Raw genomic sequence first — 18,876 nt, forward strand, 5'->3', positions numbered from 1 at the left:
TTGACCGGTTCCATGCAGTGCATCGAGGCCCGCGGGTGATGTGGTGAATATTGTTAGATCCTTTTGCGTATTAATTGTTGCAGCTCTCGTCACTTGCGCGCCCGCGCAGGCCGAGAAGCGCGTCGCGCTCGTGATCGGCAATTCCGCCTATAAGAGCGTGCCGAAGCTGGCCAACCCGGCGAGCGACGCCGGCTTGATCGGCGGCATGTTGAAGAAGGCTGGCTTCGATACGGTCGACGTCAAGCAGGACTTGAACGCGTCTGAAATGCGCAAGGCGCTCCGCGAATTCGGCGGGCGGACCCGGGATGCCGATGTCGCGGTGATCTACTATGCGGGCCACGGCATGGAGGTGGACGGCACCAACTATTTGATCCCGACCGATGCCGCGCTCGAGACCGACACCGACGTCTACGACGAGGCGTTACCGATCGATCGCGTGCTGGTGAGCATCGAGCCCGCCAAACAGCTTCGTCTCGTCATTCTCGATGCCTGCCGCGACAATCCGTTCGCCAAATCCATGAAGCGCACGGTGGCCTCGCGCGCGATCGGCCGCGGCCTCGCCAAGGTCGAGCCAACCACTCCGAACACGATGATTGCGTTTGCGGCCAAGGCCGGTTCGACGGCGTCCGATGGAGACTCCCGGAACAGCCCGTTCGCTACGGCTCTCTCGGACCACCTGCCAAAGCCCGGCCTGGATCTGCGCAAAGCGTTCGGCTTCGTGCGCGATGACGTGCTGAAGAGCACCGCGAACAAGCAAGAGCCATTCGTGTATGGCTCGCTCGGCGGCGATGACGTGCCGCTCGTTCCTGCCAAGCCCGTTGCGACCGGCCCGCAAGCCAATCCGCAGTCTGAGCTCAGGCGAGACTATGAACTTGCGCTCCAACTCGGCACCCGTGACGGCTGGGAAGCGTTCCTGGCGCAATATCCCGAGGGATTCTATGCCAATCTCGCCAAAGGCCAGTTGAACAAGATCGGCGCCGAGGAGACGCGTGCTTCAGCCGAGCAAAAGGCGAAGGCGGCCGAACAGGAAAAGACCAGGCTCATTGCCGAGCGCGCCCAGAAGGCCGAGCAGGACAAGGCGGCCGCTGCGGCCAAAGTTGCCGAAGAGGCCCGCATTGCCGCAGAGAAGCAGAAGCAGATCGAGCAGGCGAGGGCCGAGGCGGCCGAGCAGCAGCGCAAGGTTGCCGAGGCGGCCGCAGCGAAGGCCTTGGCCGAGAAGCAGGCGGCGGAGAAAGCCAAGGCCGAGCTCGCTGCCAAGCAGGCGGCAGAGAGGGCGGAGCAGGCCGCAAAGCCGGCCGCCGATCGGCAGCTGCCCGAAGTCGAGAACCAGAAAGTGGCCGCGCTCTCGCCGGGGCCGACAGCTACGTTGTCGGCGGCCGAGCTTTCCAAATCCGTACAGAGCGAATTGCGCCGCGTCGGTTGCCTGAGTTCGTCCGCGGAGAGCGAGTGGAGCTCGGCCGCGCAGCGCTCGCTGACACTGTTCAACAAATATGCGGGCACCCAGCTCGACGCGAAGATCGCGAGCGTGGATGCACTCGACGCACTGAAGGCGAAGCCGGGACGGGTCTGTCCGCTGGTGTGCAATTTCGGCTTCAAGGCCGACGGCGATCAATGCGTGAAGATCGCCTGCCGCGCCGGCTATCGCGTCGGCGAGGACAATGAATGCGAGAAGGTCCAGGAAAAGAAGCCGGTCGCGACGCGCGAGGATTCGCGGCGGCGGGATACGGATCGGAAACAGAGCGAGTCCGCGCCATCGGCGCCGCAGGCCTCGGGACAGATGATCTGCAACAACGCCGGATGCAGGCCGATCGCCAAGGGATGCCGGCTCGGAACGGCCAATCATCCTGCCACTCCTACGGTGAAGATACCGGCTGAAATATGCAACTGATGATGAAGCACATCTTTCGGGCTTGCTCCATCGCGCTGACGGCCCTCGCTTTTTTTGTTCTTGCGACCTGGCTCGTTTGCGGACCGGCCCTTGCCGAAAAGCGCGTCGCGCTCGTGATCGGCAATTCCGCCTACAAGAACACGCTGCGGCTCACCAATCCCGTGAACGATGCTGCCCTGATCGGCGACATGTTCAAGAAGTCCGGCTTCGATGCGGTCGACGTCAAAACAGACCTCAATGCCTCCGAGATGCGGCGGACGCTGCGTGACTTTGCCGGCAGGGTCCGCGACGCCGACATGGCGGTGATCTACTACGCCGGCCACGGCATCGAGCTCGACGGTAACAACTATCTCATCCCGACCGACGCCATGCTGGAGACCGACGGCGACGTTCTCGACGAGACGGTTGCGCTCGATCGTGCGCTGTTCGCCGTCGAGCCGGCCAAGCGGCTGCGCCTCGTCATCCTCGACGCCTGCCGCGACAATCCCTTTTCCAAGACCATGAAGCGCATGGTGGCCTCGCGCGCGATCGGGCGAGGTCTTGCCAAGGTCGAGCCGACCAGCCCGAACACGATGATCGCGTTCGCTGCCAAGGCGGGATCGACGGCATCCGACGGCGATTCCCGCAACAGTCCCTTCGCCACGGCGCTGGTCGAGCACCTGCCGAAGCCGGGGCTTGATCTGCGCAAGGCGTTCGGCTTCGTGCGGGACGATGTCTTGAAGAACACCGGCAACAGGCAGGAGCCCTATGTCTACGGCTCGCTCGGCGGCGACGACGTGCCGCTGGTGCCAGCGAAGCCGGTCACTGTGGCGGGGCCGCAGGCCAATCCACAGGACAGCGTGCGCAGGGACTATGAGCTTGCGCTTCAGGCCGGCCTGCGTGAGGCCTGGGAAGCCTTCCTGCAGACCTATCCGGATGGCTTCTACGCCAACCTCGCCCGCGTGCAGCTGAAGAAGATTGCCGCCGAGGAGGAGCGCACGGCGGCGACCGAGAAGGCACGGCAGGCCGAGCAGGAGAAGGTGAAGCTCGCCGCTGAACGGGCCCACAAGGCGGAGCTGGAAAAGGCCGCCGCTGCCGCCAAAGCCGCCGAGGATGCGCGGATCGCTGCGGAGAAGCAAAAGCAGATCGAGCAGGCGAAGGCTGAAGCAGCCGAGCGCGAGCGCAAGGTCGCCGAGGCGGCGGCCGCGAAAGCGCTCGCGGAGAAGCAGGTCATGGAGAAGGCGGCGGCCGACGCCGCCGCGAAGCACGTTGCGGAAAAGCAGGCCGCTGATGCCGAGAGCAAGAAGGTTGCAGCGCTTTCGCCGCCGCCGAGCTCCGCTCCGGCGCAAGATCTGCCGAGATCCGTGCAAGTCGAGCTGCGGCGCGTCGGCTGCATGAAGGCCGAGCCGTACAGCGAGTGGAGCGAGACGGCGCAACGCTCGCTGACGCTGTTCAACAAATACGCCGGCACCAAATTCGATGCGAAGATTGCGAACGCCGATGTGCTGGACGCCCTCAAGGGAAAGTCGGGGCGGGTGTGTCCCCTGGTTTGCGAGCGCGGCTTCAGGGCGGATGGAGACCAATGCAGCAAGATCGTGTGCCGTGCTGGTCACCGTATCAGCGACGACAACGAATGCGAGAAGATCCCGGAGAAGAAGCCCGTCGCGACGCGCGATGAACCCGCAAGACGTGACTCGGACCGGAAAAAGAGTGAGTCATCGCCGGCTGCTTCACAAGCGAATTCGTCCGGCCAGATCGTATGCACGAATGCCGGCTGCCGGCCCCTTCGTCCCGGCTGCAAGCTGGGACGATCGCCGAGCGTTGCCATTAACGGTGGCGGCTTGACCGAGGTCTGCAATTGAAGCGGCCCCCGCTGAGGCGAGGGATTACCCCGCCGGCATCCGCGTCTCGATCATGCGCACCCAGAACGAGGCGCCGTGGCCGAGGATGTTGTCGTTGAAGACATAGGCCGGGTGATGGCACTCGTTGCCGTCGCCCATGCCGACCAGCACCATCGCGCCGGGACGCGCCTCCAGCATGAACGAGAAATCCTCGGCGCCCATCATCGGGATGAACTTGTCGTTGACACGATCGGCGCCGACGATGTCGCGGGCGACGTCGGCGGCAAGGCCGGCCTCGCGCGCATGGTTCATCGTCACCGGATACATCCGGCTGTATTTGGTCTCGGCCGAACCGCCATAGGCGCGGGCGACGCTATCGGCGACTTCGCCGATGCGGCGCTCGACGAGATCGCGCACCTCGGGATCGAGCGTGCGCACGGTACCGCCGAGCTCGGCGACCTCCGGGATGATGTTGAAGGCGGTGCCGGAGTGGAATTGCGTGATCGAGATGACCGCCGACTTCAGCGGATCGACGTTGCGCGCCACGATCGATTGCAGCGCGTTGACGATCTGCGAGCCGATCAGCACGCTGTCGACGGATTTGTGCGGGCCCGCGCCGGCGTGGCCGCCCTTGCCGTGGACCGTGATCTGGATGTTGTCGGAGGAGGCCAGCATCGCGCCGGGCGTGGTTGCGAAATGGCCTTCCGGTAGGCCCGGCATGTTGTGCATGCCGTAGACCTCCTGGATGTTCCAGCGCGTCATCAACCCGTCCTCGACCATGGCCTTGCCGCCCCCGCCGCCTTCCTCGGCGGGCTGGAAGATCATGATCGCCGTGCCGTCGAAATTGCGCGTCTCGGCGAGATATTTGGCGGCGCCCAGCAGCATCGCGGTGTGGCCGTCATGGCCGCAGGCGTGCATCTTGCCGGGGACCTTCGACGCATAAGGCACGCCCGACGTCTCCATGATCGGCAGCGCGTCCATGTCGGCGCGGAGCCCAATGGTCTTGCCGGAGGCGGACTTGCGGCCGCGGATCACCCCGACAACGCCGGTGCGCCCGATACCCGTCACCACTTCGTCGCAGCCGAATTCGCGCAACTTCTCGGCGACGATGCCGGCGGTGCGGTGGACCTCGTAGAGCAATTCGGGGTTCTCGTGGAAGTCATGGCGCCAGGCGGCCATTTCGTCGGAGAGGGCGGCAACGCGGTTGACGATGGGCATGGGGTGGGATCCGTTTTTTCTTCGTAGGGTGGGTTAGCGTAGCGTAACCCGCCGCGATGCCGGGACGGAAGGCGGATTACGCTACGCTAATCCGCCCTACAAGATGTCAGCTTTCGCCGAACACGCGCTTGAAGATCGTGTCGACGTGCTTGAGGTGATAGCCGAGGTCGAACTGCTCCTCGATCTCGGCGTCCGAGAGATACTTCTTCACCTCGGTGTCCTTCTTCAGCAGCTGAAGGAAATCGCCTTCACCGCGCCAGACCGGCATCGCGTTGCGCTGCACCAGCTTGTAGGCGTCCTCGCGGCTCGCGCCCTTCTGCGTGAGCGCCAGGAGCACGCGCTGCGAATGCACGAGGCCGCCGAGGCGGTCGAGGTTCTTCTGCATGTTGGCGGGATAGACCAGGAGCTTGTCGATCAGGCCGGCGAGGCGCACCAGTGCGAAGTCGAGCGTCACGGTGGCATCCGGGCCCATCATGCGCTCGGCCGAGGAGTGCGAGATGTCGCGCTCGTGCCAGAGCACGACGTTCTCCAGCGCAGGCGTCACATAGGCGCGCACCATACGGGAGAGGCCGGTGAGGTTTTCCGACAGCACCGGGTTGCGCTTGTGCGGCATCGCGGAGGAGCCCTTTTGTCCTTCCGAGAAGAACTCTTCGGCCTCCAGCACTTCGGTGCGCTGCATGTGGCGGATCTCTACCGCGATGCGCTCGACCGAGGAGGCGATCACGCCGAGCGTCGAGAAATACATCGCATGGCGGTCGCGCGGGATCACCTGGGTCGAGATCGGCTCGGGGACGAGGCCCATGGCTTTCGCAACGTGCTCTTCGACGCGCGGATCGATCTGCGCGAAGGTGCCGACGGCGCCTGATATGGCGCAGGTCGCGACCTCCTTGCGCGCCGCGATCAGGCGCTCCTTGGCGCGCGAGAATTCGGCATAGGCATAAGCGAGCTTGAGGCCGAAGGTCACGGGCTCGGCATGAATGCCGTGGCTGCGGCCGATGGTCGGCGTCATCTTGTGCTCGAAGGCGCGCTTCTTGAGCGCGGCCAGCACCTTGTCGAGGTCGGCGAGCAGCAGGTCGGCGGCGCGGGTGAGCTGGACGTTGAGGCAGGTGTCGAGCACGTCGGACGAGGTCATGCCCTGGTGGACGAAGCGCGCCTCGGGGCCTACGATCTCGGCGAGGTGAGTGAGGAAGGCGATGACATCGTGCTTGGTCTCGCGCTCGATCTCGTCGATGCGGGCGACGTCGAAGGTGGCGTCCTTGGCCTTGGCCCAGACCGTTTTGGCGGCCTCCTTCGGGATGGTGCCGAGCTCGGCGAGGGCGTCCGCCGCATGCGCCTCGATCTCGAACCAGATCTTGAACCGGGTCTGCGGCTCCCAGATCGAGGCCATTTCCGGGCGGGTATAGCGGGGGATCATCTGATGGCTCCAGGAAGGTGGGCGGGCGATCCCGAGGGGCGGCGCCAGCCAAAATGGCTTTTACGCCGTGATTTAACAGAGCAGACAGGGCGAAACAAACGGTCTGGGCCCCGCGAGAGGGGGATTGCCGAGCTATCCACCGGACCGGAGGCAGGGGTTGGCGACCCCAGCCGCAAATATTAACTGTCAATCACGGATCATTGACTGACAGATATTGAAATCTGTCAGCGGGACGTGTATATCCGTTCTCGGACGCTCCGATTGGGCGTCCCGCGACAAGCCCCGGGGAGCCCGACATCCGAGCCAAGCTCGGATCGGAGGGCGGATTGAAGAGCGGGGACCGCGGACGAATGGAGACTTACGACAATGACAACCGAAATCATCAACCTCACCGGCGCGATTGGGCATTGGCTCAATTTGCTGGTGGCGCGCCAGATCGCGGCGCAGGCTGCAAAACTGCCTCATTAAGGCGAGAGCTTTCCGAAACGGCCGGCATGGGCGCTTCGGAAGCAGCTCCATCGCCGGATAACTGAGCCCAACGGGAACATGGTGCTGGCATGAATGAAGCCGTTGTCTTGACGCCGGAGCGGATCCTCGAAGTGACCGAGGACGTCTTGCGGCGTTACGGACTTGCCAAGGCCACCGTGGTCGACGTTGCCCGTGCGCTCGATGTGAGCCACGGCAGCGTCTATCGCCATTTCCCGAGCAAGGCCTCGCTGCGCGAGGCCGTCGCCAAACGCTGGCTGGACCGCATCGACGCGCCGCTCCGCCAGATCGCCGCGGAGCAGGGCCCGGCGCCGGCGCGGCTCGAGCGTTGGCTGCGCACGCTGTTCGCCGCCAAGCGTTCGCGCGTGCTCGACGACCCCGAGATGTTCGAGACCTATCTGACGCTGGCGCGCGAGGCCTGCGCGGCCGTCAAATGTCACAAGGACACCATGATCGACCAGATCTCGGCGATCTTGACTGACGGCGTGAAGCAGGGCGCATTCGCCATCGGCGACGTCAAAACCACCGCGCGCGCGATCTTCGATGCCACCGTCCGCTTCCACCATCCGGCGCATGCCGACGAGTGGAAGGATGCCGATCTGCCGGCGCGTGTCGACGCGACGCTCGCGCTGGTGCTGCGCGGCCTGAAGGCGGCCTAGACCCGGAGGCCTATCTCACCCTCTTGCCTTGTGAAGAAGCGCACTCTCCCGAACGGGGGGCGCGGCCGTTGCGTGCCTGCGCGGCTGAAACGCACCGCCGTTGGTCGCCGGTACGACTGGCGGGCTCTCCGGATATGCATTGACCGCGATTTCGACGGCATCCTTTGACCGCTTTCGAAGGCGGTAGAATGTCAGCTCCTGCTCGAGCATGGGGCAGCGGAAGTGGACGACGGCCGTATCGGGCAGGCGGCAAAGTTCATCGATGAGCTCGCCTACGGTGATGATCGGGGGATGGTCGACTGCCTTGTGATGAGCCTTACTCATGGCGATTCCTCCACTCTACTCCTAACCGGAGCCGGATGGCCTCCGTTCCATCGGGCCCGGCAGATTCGAAATCTTCAAGTGACGTGGGGAAAGCGGCAGCCCCGCTGCTAGATCTTCGTCAGCCCGCAGGTCGCGGCGAGCCGCACCAGCTGCGCGTCGGTGCGCGCGCCGGTCTTGGTCTTGATCAAATAGTGGTAGTTCTGCACTGTCTTCACACTGAGATTGAGATGCGTCGCGATCTGCTCGGTGGTGGCGCCGCCGGCAAACTGACGCAGGATCTCGATCTCGCGTTCGCCCAGCTGATCCAGCGCTGAGCCCGCCGACAGGCTGTCCTCGGCGAGGATGTGCGCGATATCGTCGCTCATGGCCCGCTCGCCGCGCGCGACGGCGCGGATCGCGGTGACGACGGCGGACGGCTCGCTGCTCTTGGTGACGAAGCCGCTGGCTCCCGCGCTGAAGGCGGCTTTCACCAGCACGGCCTCGTTGTGCATGGTGAAGACGAGGACCCGCGCCCGCGGACTGCGCGCGCGGATGTTGCGGATCGCCTCCAGCCCGCTCGCGCCGGGCATCGAGATGTCGAGCAAGACGACATCAGGATCATGCGCCTTGAATGCGCCGTAGGCGTCCGCGGCGTTGTCGGCCTCCGCCACGACATGCAGGTCGCCCTGGCTTTCCAGCACGCGCCGATAGCCTTGGCGGACGATCGGGTGGTCGTCTACGAGCAGCACGGAGATGCCTGTTGCTGCAACCTCGCTCATTCCGCCCTCACGCGGCGAGTGGGATGGTGGCGGCGACACTGAGGCCGCCGCGGGCGGGCAGGATCGAGAGCGATCCGCCGGCCGCCGTGACGCGCTCGCGGATGCCGGTCAGGCCGAAGCCGGCCGATTGCGAGACGCGCTCCGCATCACCGCCGCCGTCGTCCTCAACGCGGATCAGCAGCGCGTCGTCCTCGCCGGCCCGGCGTTCGATGCGCAAAGAGATCTCGCGCGCCGCACCGTGACGCAGCGCGTTGGTCAGGCATTCCTGGGCCACGCGATAGGCCGTGGTGGCGGCCGGACCGCTGATGTCAGTGAGGTCACCCCTGAGATCGAGCTGGATCGTCGGCCGCGCCGCGCTCTGCGAGCGCCAGCTGTCGACGAGGTTGACGAGGCTTGCCTCGAGCCCGAGCTCCTCGGGCAGGGGATTGCGCAGACGCTTCAGCGCATCGCGGAGCGATGCCATCAGATGATGGGTCGCCTGCGAGATCATGCGCGCATCCTGCGCGATGCCATTATCCCGGTTGTCTTTCGTGCTCGCCGTTTCGATCGTGTTGGCGAAGGCGAGAATGGCGGAAAGATTCTGTCCGAACTCGTCGTGCAGCTCGCGGGCGAGGGCGCGGCGCTCGTCGTCGCGGATCTCGATCAAGCGCCGCGTCAGCGCGGCGCGCTGCTCGGTGGCTTCCTCCAGCCGGCCGCCGAGCTCGTCGACGGCGCTGCCGATCATCGCCAGCTCCATGGAGCGGAAGCGCGGCAGTTTGGTGCGATACTGCCCGCGCGCCATGCGCTGCAGGGCGGTCACGATCGTGCGCGCCGGTGCCAGCGCATGCGCGATCGCCAGCGAAGCCAGCAGCGCGATCGCCGCCGCCATCAATAGCGCGACGTCGATCACGTTGAGGATGTATTCCCAGGCAAGCGAGATGGCGGCCGCGGCATCCGGCGTCGCGACCACGGTGCCGGCGGTCGCGGCGCGTGGACTGACGGGCCGGACCACCTCGGCGTGGCTGCCGAGGAAGGTCGGCACGATCGCGGCGAACCAGCGCGGCGGGGTCTTGCCCAGCCCTTCGCTCTGGCCGCAGAGCGGCTTCTCGAATGCCGCGGCTGGCTGGAACTCGACGCAGACTCCGGGCGAGATCAGCTTCATGGTCTCCAGGGTGCGCCAGTCCGGAACGGGCAGGAGATGCTCGCGCGCTCTGCTGCTGCGCAACAAAAGCTCGCGCCAATACAGCGCCTGAAGCGCCTGCGCGACCCGCTGCGCCGAGGCCGCAGTGGACCGGTCGACGCTGCGATAGGCGTCAAATGTGGCCCATATGGTTGCCGCGCCAAGGCACAGGGCCACGATAAGCAGCAGACGGGCGACAAGCTGAAGCACGAGGCGCATGCGATCATCCCCGACGTTTGATAAGCTCAGCCTAACAACGCCGCCGCGCCTTGCCAATTGCGGGGTGTGGCGGGACTGCTGCTCGGGCAAATTTCCCAAGCCGGATTGGGCATGGGTCTTTGGACCTGATACGGCGGCTTTGATCTAATCGACCGGAAATCTTTGCAGGCCAATCGTTGCGGGCCGGGAGCAGTGCAGCATGAGTTCGATCACGATTGGACCGATCGCGGGAACCGCGACCGACCCATCCGAGCGCAGCGCGCTCCTGTTCTGGATGATCTTCACGGGGCTCTCGATCTTCGCCGTCGTGCTGCTGTGGCGGTTCGGCCTGATCCATCTGATGCTGACCTCGGACCGGACCTACATTTCGAGCGTCATCGCGGTGCTCTATGTCCTGACCTGCGGCCACTGCTTCCTGCGCACGCGGGCGATCGCGCGTGAAGGCGCAGCGGCGAGGCGCTGCCGCGAGGCGCTCGCCGCGCCTGACGGCGGCAAGGTGCTCGATGCGAGCGCGGCGGCGCTGCCGCGCGGCCTGGTGCGCGACCACATCCAGAGCTTGCTGACGAAAGCGGCCGCGCAGGGCTACCGCCCGGTCGACCAGACGCTGCTGCTGCGGACGCTCGCGGACCGGCTGCGCGGCTCCAATGGGTTCGGCGCCTTCGTCTCGGATACGCTGATGAAGCTCGGCCTGCTCGGCACCATCGTCGGCTTCATCATCATGCTGGCGCCGATCGCGGGGCTGGATGCCGCCGACAAGGTCGCGATGCGCTCTTCGATGGGCCTGATGAGCGACGGCATGGCGGTCGCGATGTACACGACGCTCGCCGGCCTCGTCGGCTCGATCCTGGTCCGTATCCAGTACTACATGCTGGATGCCGCGACCCAGCGGGTGTTCTCGGATGCGGTGGTGCTGACCGAGACCTATGTGACGCCGGTGCTGGAGCGCAAGGGGTCTGAAAAGGGGTCTGGGATCAAGGGTGCCGGGATCCCGTCATGATGGATGATTTCGGTCTCTATCCGCGCGAGGAGCCGTTCGATCCGCTGGGCGTGATGCTGTTCAAGGCGCTCCAGGTGATCGCGTTCCTGTTCTTTCTTGCGCTGCTCGCGGTCTCCCCGGATGCCAAGGAGGGCAAGATCGACTCCAAGGCGGAGTTCATGATCACGCTGGACTGGCCGGACAGCCACCCCGACGATCTCGACCTGTTCGTGCAGGATCCCGCCGGCAATATCGCCTGGTACCGCCATCGTGAGGCCGGCTTCCTGACGCTCGATCGCGACGACCGCGGCGGGGCCAACGACTTCATCATCGTCGCTGGCAAGAAGATCGCCTCGCCCATCCGCGAGGAGATCGTCACCGTGCGCGGCATCCTCGCCGGCGAATACACCGTCAACGTCTCGCATTTCGTGGCGACGACAGGTGAGCCCGTTACGGCCAATGTGAAGGTGCAGAAGCTCAATCCGACCGCGCAGGTGGTCTTCGACAACAAGTTCACGCTCGATCACACCGGCGACGAAAAGACCGCGGTGCGGTTCCGGATCGACGCCGAAGGCAAGGTCGTCAATGTGGACCAGCGGCCGAAATCGCTGCTGGAGACGTTCCGCAGCAGCTGGCGCAACGGGGCCGATCTCGACCCGAGGACCGGGGTGAGCAGTAACGCCAAGAGGATACGCCGTGACTAATCTGCAAACGGTCATCCTCACGCTGTCGGTTGCCTATGCCGTGATCGGTGCGCTGCTGCTGATCGTGCTGGTCTATGGGCGGCTGCACTGGTCGTTCAAGGCGGTCGCGGTGGTGGTCACCAGCGCGTTCTACATCGTCAGCTTCAGCGAGATGCGCGGCCTGCTCGGTTGGGCCAGCACCGACCGGCTGCCGACGACGTTCAAGCTGCTGAAGTCCCGCATCGTCGAGCCGCATTCGCTTCAGGGTGACCCCGGCTCGATCTATCTGTGGGTCGAGCAGCTGGACGAGGACAATCGCCCGAGCGGCATTCCGCGCGCCTTCCGCGTGCCCTACGACGACAGGCTCGCCGACAAGACCCATGCCGCGGAGAACGAGATCGCTCTGGGACATCCGCAAGGCGGCCGCGCCGCCGATTTCGGCGGCGGCGATGGCAGCCTCATCGATATGGTCCGCGAATATGTGACGCCGAAGACCATTTTGGAGACCACCGGCGGCGATTCCTCGACCGGCGAATTCCTTGCCCCGCCGGCAGGCGCGCAAGGCGCCGTGTTCACGCCGATACCGCCGCCCCGGATGCCGCCAAAGGACGAGCAATAGGCCCTTCGTCATCGCCGCAGGATCATCACCACAAGGCTGCGCTGGTAAACGGCGCGGCGCTGGCGCATGGTTTTGACCTCCCTCAATTTGGCCTTACCGGCCTTCAATAAGAATTGGAGGGTGGAGGGTGCGTGCTCCTAGCGGTCTTTTCGGATATCCATGGCAATAGACAGGCCTTCGAGGCCTGCCTGAAGGCCGCCCGCGCGAGGGGCGCGGAGCGGTTCGTCCTGCTTGGCGATTTCGTCGGCTATGGCGCCGATCCGGAATGGGTGGTGGATACCGCGATGGAGCTCGTTGCCCAGGGTGCGATCGCCGTCCGCGGCAATCACGACCAGGCGGTCAATTCCTCGACGGAGACCATGAACGCCGAGGCGCAAATCGCAATCGAATGGACCCGCGGCCGGCTTGATACCGCGCAGCGGCGGTTCCTGACCGAACTGCCGATGCTGGTGGAGGATAGCGATCGTCTCTTCGTGCATTCGGAAGCCTCCAGCCCCCAGCGCTGGCACTATGTCCGCTCGACGGTGGACGCCGCCAAGAGCCTGATTGCAACGCCCGCTCATGTTACGTTTTGCGGCCACATCCATCGTCCCGCGCTCTATTCGATGTCGGTGACGGCCAAGATGACGAGCTTCGTGCCGAAGACCGACGTTCCGGTGCAGCTTCTGCGCGGCCGGCAATGGCTCGCCGTGCTCGGCTCGGTCGGCCAGCCCCGCGACGGCGATCCGTCGGCAGCCTTCGTATTGTTCGACACCGAATCGTGCCAGATCACCTACTGCCGCGCGCCCTATGACATCGGGACCGCGGCGGACAGGATTCGCGACAACGGCCTGCCGCACTGGCTCGCCGATCGGCTCTCGCAGGGGCGCTAGAGGCCGATGCCGAAGCCCCTGGTCAAATCCGGTGCGTTGATCGATGGTTACACCATCGGTGAATGCGTTCATGCCGGCGGCATGGCGACGTTGTGGACGGTCACCCATCCCGGCATCGATGTACCCTTGCTGATGAAGATCCCGCGGGTGTCGGAGGGCGAGGATCCTGCCGCGATCGTCTCCTTCGAGATGGAGATGATGATCCTGCCGCGGCTGGCGGGTCCCCACGTCCCGGCCTGTTTCGGCACCGGCGATTTCGCGCACCAGGCCTATGTCGTGATCGAGCGCATCGGCGGGACCACGCTCTACAAGCGGCTGCCTGACCTGCCGTTGCCCTACGATGAAGCGCGGCAGCTCGTCGCCAAGATCGCAACCGCGCTTGCCGATCTCCACCGCCAGAACGTGATCCATCACGACATCAAGCCGAGCAGCATCATGTTCCGCGAAACCGGCGAGGCGGTGCTGATCGACTACGGCCTGTCGCATCACAACCACCTGCCGGATCTTCTGCAGGAGGAATTCCGCCTGCCTTACGGCACCGCGCCCTACATGGCGCCCGAGCGGCTGTCAGGGGTGCGCGACGATCCGCGCAGTGATCTGTTTTCGCTTGGCGTGCTGCTCTATTTCTTCACGACTGGCGAGCGGCCGTTCGGCGAGGGCGAGACGATGGGCGCGATGCGGCGCCGGCTGTGGCGCGATCCGTATCCGCCGCGAAGCTTGCGCACCGACTACCCGCTCTGGCTTCAGGAAATAGTGTTGCGGTGTCTCGAGATCGAGCCGGTATGGCGCTATCCGACGGCATCCCAGCTCGCCTTCGATCTCGCCCATCCGGATCAGGTCAAGCTCACCGCGCGCTCGGAGCGGGTGAAACGCGACCCAATCGGCGTCGCATGGCGTCGCCGCTTCAACCAGGGCGTCATGGCGCCGCGCGCGAAATCGGATGTCGCCGCCCAGATCGCATCGAGCCCCATCCTCGCCGTCGCGCTCGACACCGTGGAAGGCGCACCGGAGCTGAACGAGGCGCTGCGCGTGACCACCGAGCGCATCCTTGCCACCTTGCCGTCAGCACGGCTTGCCTGTGTCAACGTGCTCAAGCTGAACCGGATCGCGATCGACCGTACCCTGGACGAGCAGGGGTCCAACAAGCATATCGACCGCCTGGTCGCGCTCAGGCATTGGGCGACGCCGCTCAAGCTGGATGAGAGCCGGCTGTCGGCTCATGTGCTGGAGGCGGTCGATCCCGCCGCCGCGATCCTGGAGTTCGCCGAGGTCAACCAGGTCGACCACGTCATCATCGGCGCGCGGCAGAGCTCGTTCAGGCGCACGCTGCTCGGCAGCGTCTCGGCCAAGGTGGCTTCGGAAGCGGCCTGCACCGTCACCGTGGTGCGGCCGCCGCGGATGGCTGGGGACGCCGGCGAGCCCAATGCCGGCGAAGTGCCGGGATAGGCCGCCTGTCGACTTGAGGCTGGATCAGGCCGCGTGGACGGAGTGAACGGTGCGCTTGCGGCGGATTGGCCAACAGAATTGCGGGCCGGGCTCGCCGTGATCCGGACTGCCGCCGAAATATTGGATGATCTCGCGGCAGGGCTCGCAATTGAACAGGTTACGCGACGCGGATGCCTTGGTCATTTCCTTGAGGCAGTTCGGGCAGTGCGGTTTCATGGGAGGTGGTCCGGAAAAGAGTGTCTCAGTGTCGGCGCCGCGAAGGAAACGAATGATCGAGGTCCGAACAGTCGAACCCGGCATCGTCGTCGAGTGCGCCATCGGCTCGCTCGAGGCGGCCGAAGAAATAATCGAGGCTCGGATGCGGGCGCCGTCGAATCCGGCACCTGCGTTTAGGCTGACGCTTCACGAGAGCGATCTGCATGGACGTCAGCCCCTGTCGCGGGCGCGACGGATGTTGCGGGCCGAACGGGCCGGAGCCTCGACCGGGCCGGCCGACGGGCCGAGCACGACAAACGCACTGAAACCAATCCACAACGCCACGCCAGTCCAAACCAGGGTCGTCGTCATGATGTGCTCCCGCAAAAACAGGCAGGAATCACTTGCAGTGATTTGCACGAATCAGTGAAGTCCGGATGAGTACGGACGAAGGCTACAATTTTAAGCTTTACCCGTAGAAGCCGCAATTCTTTCCAGGTGCGACCGACTTACTTTGCCGGTGCGCGCATGATCGAGGATATCCCGGATGCGCCGTGCGTCTCGAACGCAGCGAAACCCATAGCGCCCGGTGTAGTCGGTATCGGGCGAACGGGTCGAGCGCCCTGACGCAAAGTTGAGGTGGCCGACGCCGCCGCCGATGTCGAGGATTTCGAACACTGCATCCATGGCGTCGAACGAAGTAGCCGTCACGCTGCGTCTGCTCCAGGCCGTGCGCACGATCAGCGCGCGGTGGTCGGTGATCACATAAAGCGTCTGCAGGTCTTGCAGCAGCATCACGAACGGAGCTGCAACAATCCCAACTCCAAGCATCGCGAGAGGTTGGGTCGCTTGGTCGATCCAATCGTTCCTGACGGCGATGACGGTCAGCAACAACCAGGGAAATCCGATACACCAGAGAAATCGCCACATTGCCGCGCGCGCGATGCCGTCGGGCTGCCCCTGCCAGACCACTTGCTCTCCATCCTGAAGGGACTCGGCGAGAAGACGAAGCAGGCCGGCAGAAAACGGAGTGGCGCGGAGTTCATCCATCCCCGTTGGTCGCAGCGGCAGCAGCTCCGGTTCGGACAGCGATGGTCTCAGATCGCCTCGCCGCGTGCCCCCAGTGCTGCGTTGCGGATCGCGGCGATGTTGGCTTTGTACGAGTCCAGCGTGCCGCCCTTGAACACGGATGTGCCGGCGACGAAGGCGTTGGCGCCGGCCGCGGCGAGCGCGCCCGCAACATCGGGGCCGACGCCGCCATCAACCTCGATGTCGATCGGGCGTCCGGCCGTCATCGCGCGGATGTCGCGGATTTTGCCGATCGCGGAAGGGATGAAGGCCTGGCCGCCGAAGCCGGGATTGACCGACATCACCAGCACGAGGTCGACGAGGTCGAGGACATATTCGAGCGTGCTGATCGGTGTGCCGGGATTGAGCGAGACGCCGGCCTTCTTGCCGAGCGCGCGGATCGCCTGGAGCGAGCGGTGCAAATGCGGACCGGCCTCCGCATGCACCGTGATGTGGTCGCAGCCGGCTTTCGCAAAGGCCTCGAGATAGGGGTCGCAGGGCGAGATCATCAGGTGTGCGTCGAACACCTTCTTCGTGTGCGGGCGCATCGCCTTGATGACGTCGGGGCCGTACGAGATGTTGGGGACGAAGTGACCGTCCATCACGTCGAGATGGATCCAGTCCGCGCCGGCGGCGTCGACGCTGCGCACCTCCTCGCCGAGCCTGGAGAAGTCCGAGGCCAGGATCGAGGGCGCGATTGCCAGGGGGCGGGGGGCGAAGGCTTGGGTCATGGCGGTTTCCCGTGGCGGCCGAAAGAAGATTGGGCCTCGCTAACATGGGCCTCCGTGGTCGGCAATGCAGGGCAGGCGTGCTTCCTGTGGGCGGAAATTTCTGCCGCGACCGGCATGATTTGCCGGTGTTCCCGGGCCGTCGAAGGTGCGTGGCGGCGGATTTCATTGAACTTTTTGCGCTGGCATGACGCTTGCTGACGTTACCCGACAGAACATTGGCCGCGGCATGCCGCGTCGGTTGGAGTTGTGCAATGCTGTTAGCCCTTGGCGCCGTGTCCAGCGCGCTCGACGCGATCCAGTCGCTGACGAATTCGAAGTCGTCCTCGTCGACGCAGAAGGCCGGGTCGGCGCAGAAGGCCGGATCTTCGCAGGGCGCAACCAACCCGTTCGCGATCGACAGCAGCGCGGGCAGCATGACGACCTCATTGGTCGGCTCAGGCAGTCCGCCACAGATCGCGCCGGAGACGATGAACGCGCTGCTCGCCGCGCAGAGCCAGTCGACCGACGGTGCGAGCAGTTCGGCGAGCTCGACCTCGTCGAGTTCGTCGTCCTCGATGTCGAAGGGCCGGGAGGCTGCGCTCAAGGATCTGTTCTCTCAGATCGATGCGGACGGCGACGGCAGCATTACCAAGTCCGAGTTCGAGGACGCGCTGGGCGCCGGCGGCACCAACCTCGCGCAGGCCGACGATGTCTTCTCGAAGCTGGATGCGAACGCCGACGGCAACGTCAGCCTTGACGAGATGTCGAAGGCGCTGAAGAGCGGCCACGGGCACCATCACGCGCAAGGCGCCGGCGGCGCGGGCGATGGATCGGATTCCTCGTCGAAGTCCGGCGGCGGATCGACCACGACCACGACGACCGCTGCCGACGGCTCGACCACGACGACCGTCACCTATGCCGACGGCTTCAAGATGTCGACGACGGTGCCGGGCGCCTCCAGCCCCCGCAATTCGGCTTACGATCTGTTCGCGCAGTTGATGCAGCAGCAAGGCGGGCAAGGCTCTTCGGCGGCTGCCGGTTCGTCGATGTCGATGAGCGTGTGAGCGGCATCCGAGGTCAGCCGGCATATTCGTGCGTGATGTCACGATAGGCATACCGGTCGCGGATCTCGTGGTTGAAGAACGCCCCCTTTAAGCGCGTTTCCCTGAACGCCGCGGCGACCTCGGGCGGAACATCCTCGTAGACATAAAGGCGTCCGCTAACGAAAGTCACCTTCAGCTCGCGCGTGTCCGGCGCATAGCGGAAGAAGCGGATCACGGACGACGGCATGGCGGTACACCTTGGCCCCGCCAGGACAACGCCGTATCCGCCGTTTCGTTTCTAGCCGAACCGGTCCATCCAGGCCGGCAGCGCTCCCGGGAACGGTAGCGCGGCTGCGCTATAGGCGCCGCGGGCGATTGCGCGCGCGACCACGTTGGCCGCGACGGTGCCGAGTTCGGTGAGGCCGACCAGCGGATCGATCGGCTTCTCACCGGTGGCGGCCGCAAACAGCACGTCGCCATCCGTCGGTGCATGCACCGGGTAGATCGCGCGGGCAAAGCCGGTGTGTGCGATCATCGCGAGCCGCTTGGCCTGGGGCTTGGTCAGCACCGCGTCGGTGACGACCGCGCCAATGGTAGTGTTCTCGCGCGCGTTCGCGGCAGGGCCGCCCTTGATGCGCATGCGGAGCATGTCGTCTGTGAATTTGTCCGGCAGGCCGCGTCCGCCGAACTCGCCGTTCACCTCGAACGGCGCCGCCCAGAACCAAGGTCCGTTGCCGACGGTGACGCTTCCCACCGCGTTGACGGCGACGATCGCGGCGACCTTGACGCCATCGGGCGTCACCGCCGAGGCCGAGCCGAGCCCGCCCTTGAGCGTTGCTGTGGTGGCACCGAGGCCGGCGCCGACGCTGCCGATCGCGAAGTCGGTGCCGGCGGCGGCCGCCGCGGCGTAGCCGAGGTCGCGATAGGGCGAGAAACGTCCCCAAGCCTTGTCGCCCCCATTGAGCAGATCGAACAGGATCGCGCCCGGCACGATCGGGATCAGTGCTTCCCGAACCCGGTGGCCGCGGCCCTGCTCGGCGAGCCAGGCCTGCACCCCGCCGCCGGTATCGAGACCAAACGCGGAACCGCCGGACAGTGCGATCGCGTCGACGCGCTCGACGGTGTTGGCGAGATCGAGCAGTGCGTCCTCGCGCGTGCCGGGTCCGCCGCCGCGGACGTCGATCGCCGCGACCGCCGGCTGGTCGAAGATGATCGCGGTCGTGCCGGAGGCCACTTTCGTATCTTCGGCATGGCCAACGCGGACGCCGGCAATATCGGTGAGCAGATTTTTCAAGGCGGCCTCATCGTTGAGTGCAGTT

Annotated in this window: 20 protein-coding genes; 9 read left to right on the plus strand and 11 right to left on the minus strand. The window is 65.3% G+C overall.

Annotated features, from left to right (window positions below; genetic code table 11):
• Positions 1-43 precede the first annotated feature (43 nt).
• Positions 44-1,888 (plus strand): caspase family protein, encoded by a 1,845-nt coding sequence (locus tag BM190_RS22380; protein ID WP_092259354.1) that lies wholly within the window; start codon positions 44-46, stop codon positions 1,886-1,888.
• Positions 1,888-3,729, plus strand: a complete 1,842-nt coding sequence (locus BM190_RS22385; protein ID WP_092259357.1) for a caspase family protein — start codon at positions 1,888-1,890, stop codon at positions 3,727-3,729. The genes BM190_RS22380 and BM190_RS22385 overlap by 1 nt, the downstream gene beginning before the upstream one ends.
• Before the next feature lie 24 nt (positions 3,730-3,753).
• On the opposite strand, the gene BM190_RS22390 is transcribed toward BM190_RS22385, so the two are convergent.
• A complete protein-coding gene (locus BM190_RS22390) occupies positions 3,754-4,926 on the minus strand; it encodes a M20 aminoacylase family protein (protein ID WP_092259086.1) in 1,173 nt (390 codons plus the stop codon).
• A gap of 106 nt (positions 4,927-5,032) precedes the next feature.
• On the minus strand, positions 5,033-6,340 hold the full coding sequence (purB, locus tag BM190_RS22395; protein ID WP_018316561.1) for an adenylosuccinate lyase: 1,308 nt from the start codon (positions 6,338-6,340) through the stop codon (positions 5,033-5,035).
• 557 nt (positions 6,341-6,897) lie between these two features.
• Between purB and BM190_RS22400 the strand changes: the two genes are divergently transcribed.
• The gene (locus tag BM190_RS22400; protein WP_018316559.1) at positions 6,898-7,485 is read left to right on the plus strand and encodes a TetR/AcrR family transcriptional regulator; all 588 of its coding nucleotides are present in this window, start codon (positions 6,898-6,900) and stop codon (positions 7,483-7,485) included.
• A 15-nt stretch (positions 7,486-7,500) separates the two neighbouring features.
• Here BM190_RS22400 and BM190_RS22405 read toward each other — a convergent pair whose 3' ends face one another.
• The 3 genes from BM190_RS22405 to BM190_RS22415 form a co-directional block, all read right to left on the minus strand.
• Positions 7,501-7,809 (minus strand): hypothetical protein, encoded by a 309-nt coding sequence (locus BM190_RS22405; protein WP_018316558.1) that lies wholly within the window; start codon positions 7,807-7,809, stop codon positions 7,501-7,503.
• Between the two features lie 107 nt (positions 7,810-7,916).
• On the minus strand, positions 7,917-8,567 hold the full coding sequence (locus BM190_RS22410; protein ID WP_092259089.1) for a response regulator: 651 nt from the start codon (positions 8,565-8,567) through the stop codon (positions 7,917-7,919).
• A 7-nt stretch (positions 8,568-8,574) separates the two neighbouring features.
• Positions 8,575-9,945, minus strand: a complete 1,371-nt coding sequence (locus tag BM190_RS22415) for a sensor histidine kinase (protein WP_092259092.1) — start codon at positions 9,943-9,945, stop codon at positions 8,575-8,577.
• 199 nt (positions 9,946-10,144) lie between these two features.
• On the opposite strand from BM190_RS22415, the gene BM190_RS22420 reads away from it, so the two are divergent.
• The 5 genes from BM190_RS22420 to BM190_RS22440 all read left to right on the plus strand — a co-directional run bounded on the left by BM190_RS22420 (position 10,145) and on the right by BM190_RS22440 (position 14,541).
• Complete coding sequence (locus BM190_RS22420) at positions 10,145-10,942, plus strand: MotA/TolQ/ExbB proton channel family protein (protein ID WP_092259095.1); 798 nt, start codon at positions 10,145-10,147, stop codon at positions 10,940-10,942.
• The gene (locus BM190_RS22425) at positions 10,939-11,625 is read left to right on the plus strand and encodes a DUF2135 domain-containing protein (RefSeq protein WP_018316554.1); all 687 of its coding nucleotides are present in this window, start codon (positions 10,939-10,941) and stop codon (positions 11,623-11,625) included. Before BM190_RS22420 ends, BM190_RS22425 begins: the two co-directional genes overlap by 4 nt.
• Positions 11,618-12,223, plus strand: coding sequence for a hypothetical protein (locus BM190_RS22430; RefSeq protein ID WP_018316553.1), 606 nt, complete (start codon positions 11,618-11,620; stop codon positions 12,221-12,223). The genes BM190_RS22425 and BM190_RS22430 overlap by 8 nt, the downstream gene beginning before the upstream one ends.
• 131 nt (positions 12,224-12,354) lie before the next feature.
• Entirely contained in the window at positions 12,355-13,095 is a 741-nt protein-coding gene (locus BM190_RS22435; protein WP_092259098.1) for a metallophosphoesterase family protein, read from the plus strand.
• A gap of 6 nt (positions 13,096-13,101) precedes the next feature.
• Positions 13,102-14,541, plus strand: a complete 1,440-nt coding sequence (locus tag BM190_RS22440) for a serine/threonine protein kinase (RefSeq protein ID WP_092259101.1) — start codon at positions 13,102-13,104, stop codon at positions 14,539-14,541.
• Positions 14,542-14,565: 24 nt separating this feature from the next.
• Here the strand turns inward: BM190_RS22440 and BM190_RS22445 are convergent, their stop codons facing one another.
• From BM190_RS22445 to rpe, 4 genes are all read right to left on the minus strand, one after another.
• Positions 14,566-14,859: a hypothetical protein gene (locus tag BM190_RS22445; RefSeq protein WP_244550705.1), complete on the minus strand. Its 294-nt coding sequence runs from the start codon at positions 14,857-14,859 to the stop codon at positions 14,566-14,568.
• Positions 14,860-14,967: 108 nt separating this feature from the next.
• Complete coding sequence (locus BM190_RS40610) at positions 14,968-15,108, minus strand: hypothetical protein (RefSeq protein ID WP_177237224.1); 141 nt, start codon at positions 15,106-15,108, stop codon at positions 14,968-14,970.
• A gap of 90 nt (positions 15,109-15,198) precedes the next feature.
• Positions 15,199-15,786: a hypothetical protein gene (locus BM190_RS22455; protein ID WP_018316547.1), complete on the minus strand. Its 588-nt coding sequence runs from the start codon at positions 15,784-15,786 to the stop codon at positions 15,199-15,201.
• Positions 15,787-15,833: 47 nt separating this feature from the next.
• Entirely contained in the window at positions 15,834-16,535 is a 702-nt protein-coding gene (rpe, locus tag BM190_RS22460; RefSeq protein ID WP_092259107.1) for a ribulose-phosphate 3-epimerase, read from the minus strand.
• Positions 16,536-16,786: 251 nt separating this feature from the next.
• Here rpe and BM190_RS22465 point away from each other — a divergent pair, with 251 nt between their 5' ends.
• The gene (locus BM190_RS22465; RefSeq protein WP_092259110.1) at positions 16,787-17,578 is read left to right on the plus strand and encodes an EF-hand domain-containing protein; all 792 of its coding nucleotides are present in this window, start codon (positions 16,787-16,789) and stop codon (positions 17,576-17,578) included.
• Between the two features lie 13 nt (positions 17,579-17,591).
• Here BM190_RS22465 and BM190_RS22470 read toward each other — a convergent pair whose 3' ends face one another.
• Complete coding sequence (locus BM190_RS22470; protein WP_092259112.1) at positions 17,592-17,804, minus strand: KTSC domain-containing protein; 213 nt, start codon at positions 17,802-17,804, stop codon at positions 17,592-17,594.
• A 51-nt stretch (positions 17,805-17,855) separates the two neighbouring features.
• Complete coding sequence (locus BM190_RS22475; protein ID WP_092259115.1) at positions 17,856-18,851, minus strand: P1 family peptidase; 996 nt, start codon at positions 18,849-18,851, stop codon at positions 17,856-17,858.
• Positions 18,852-18,876 lie beyond the last annotated feature (25 nt).

This window comes from Bradyrhizobium sp. Rc3b, from assembly GCF_900114915.1.
Classification (GTDB): Bacteria; Pseudomonadota; Alphaproteobacteria; order Rhizobiales; family Xanthobacteraceae; genus Bradyrhizobium.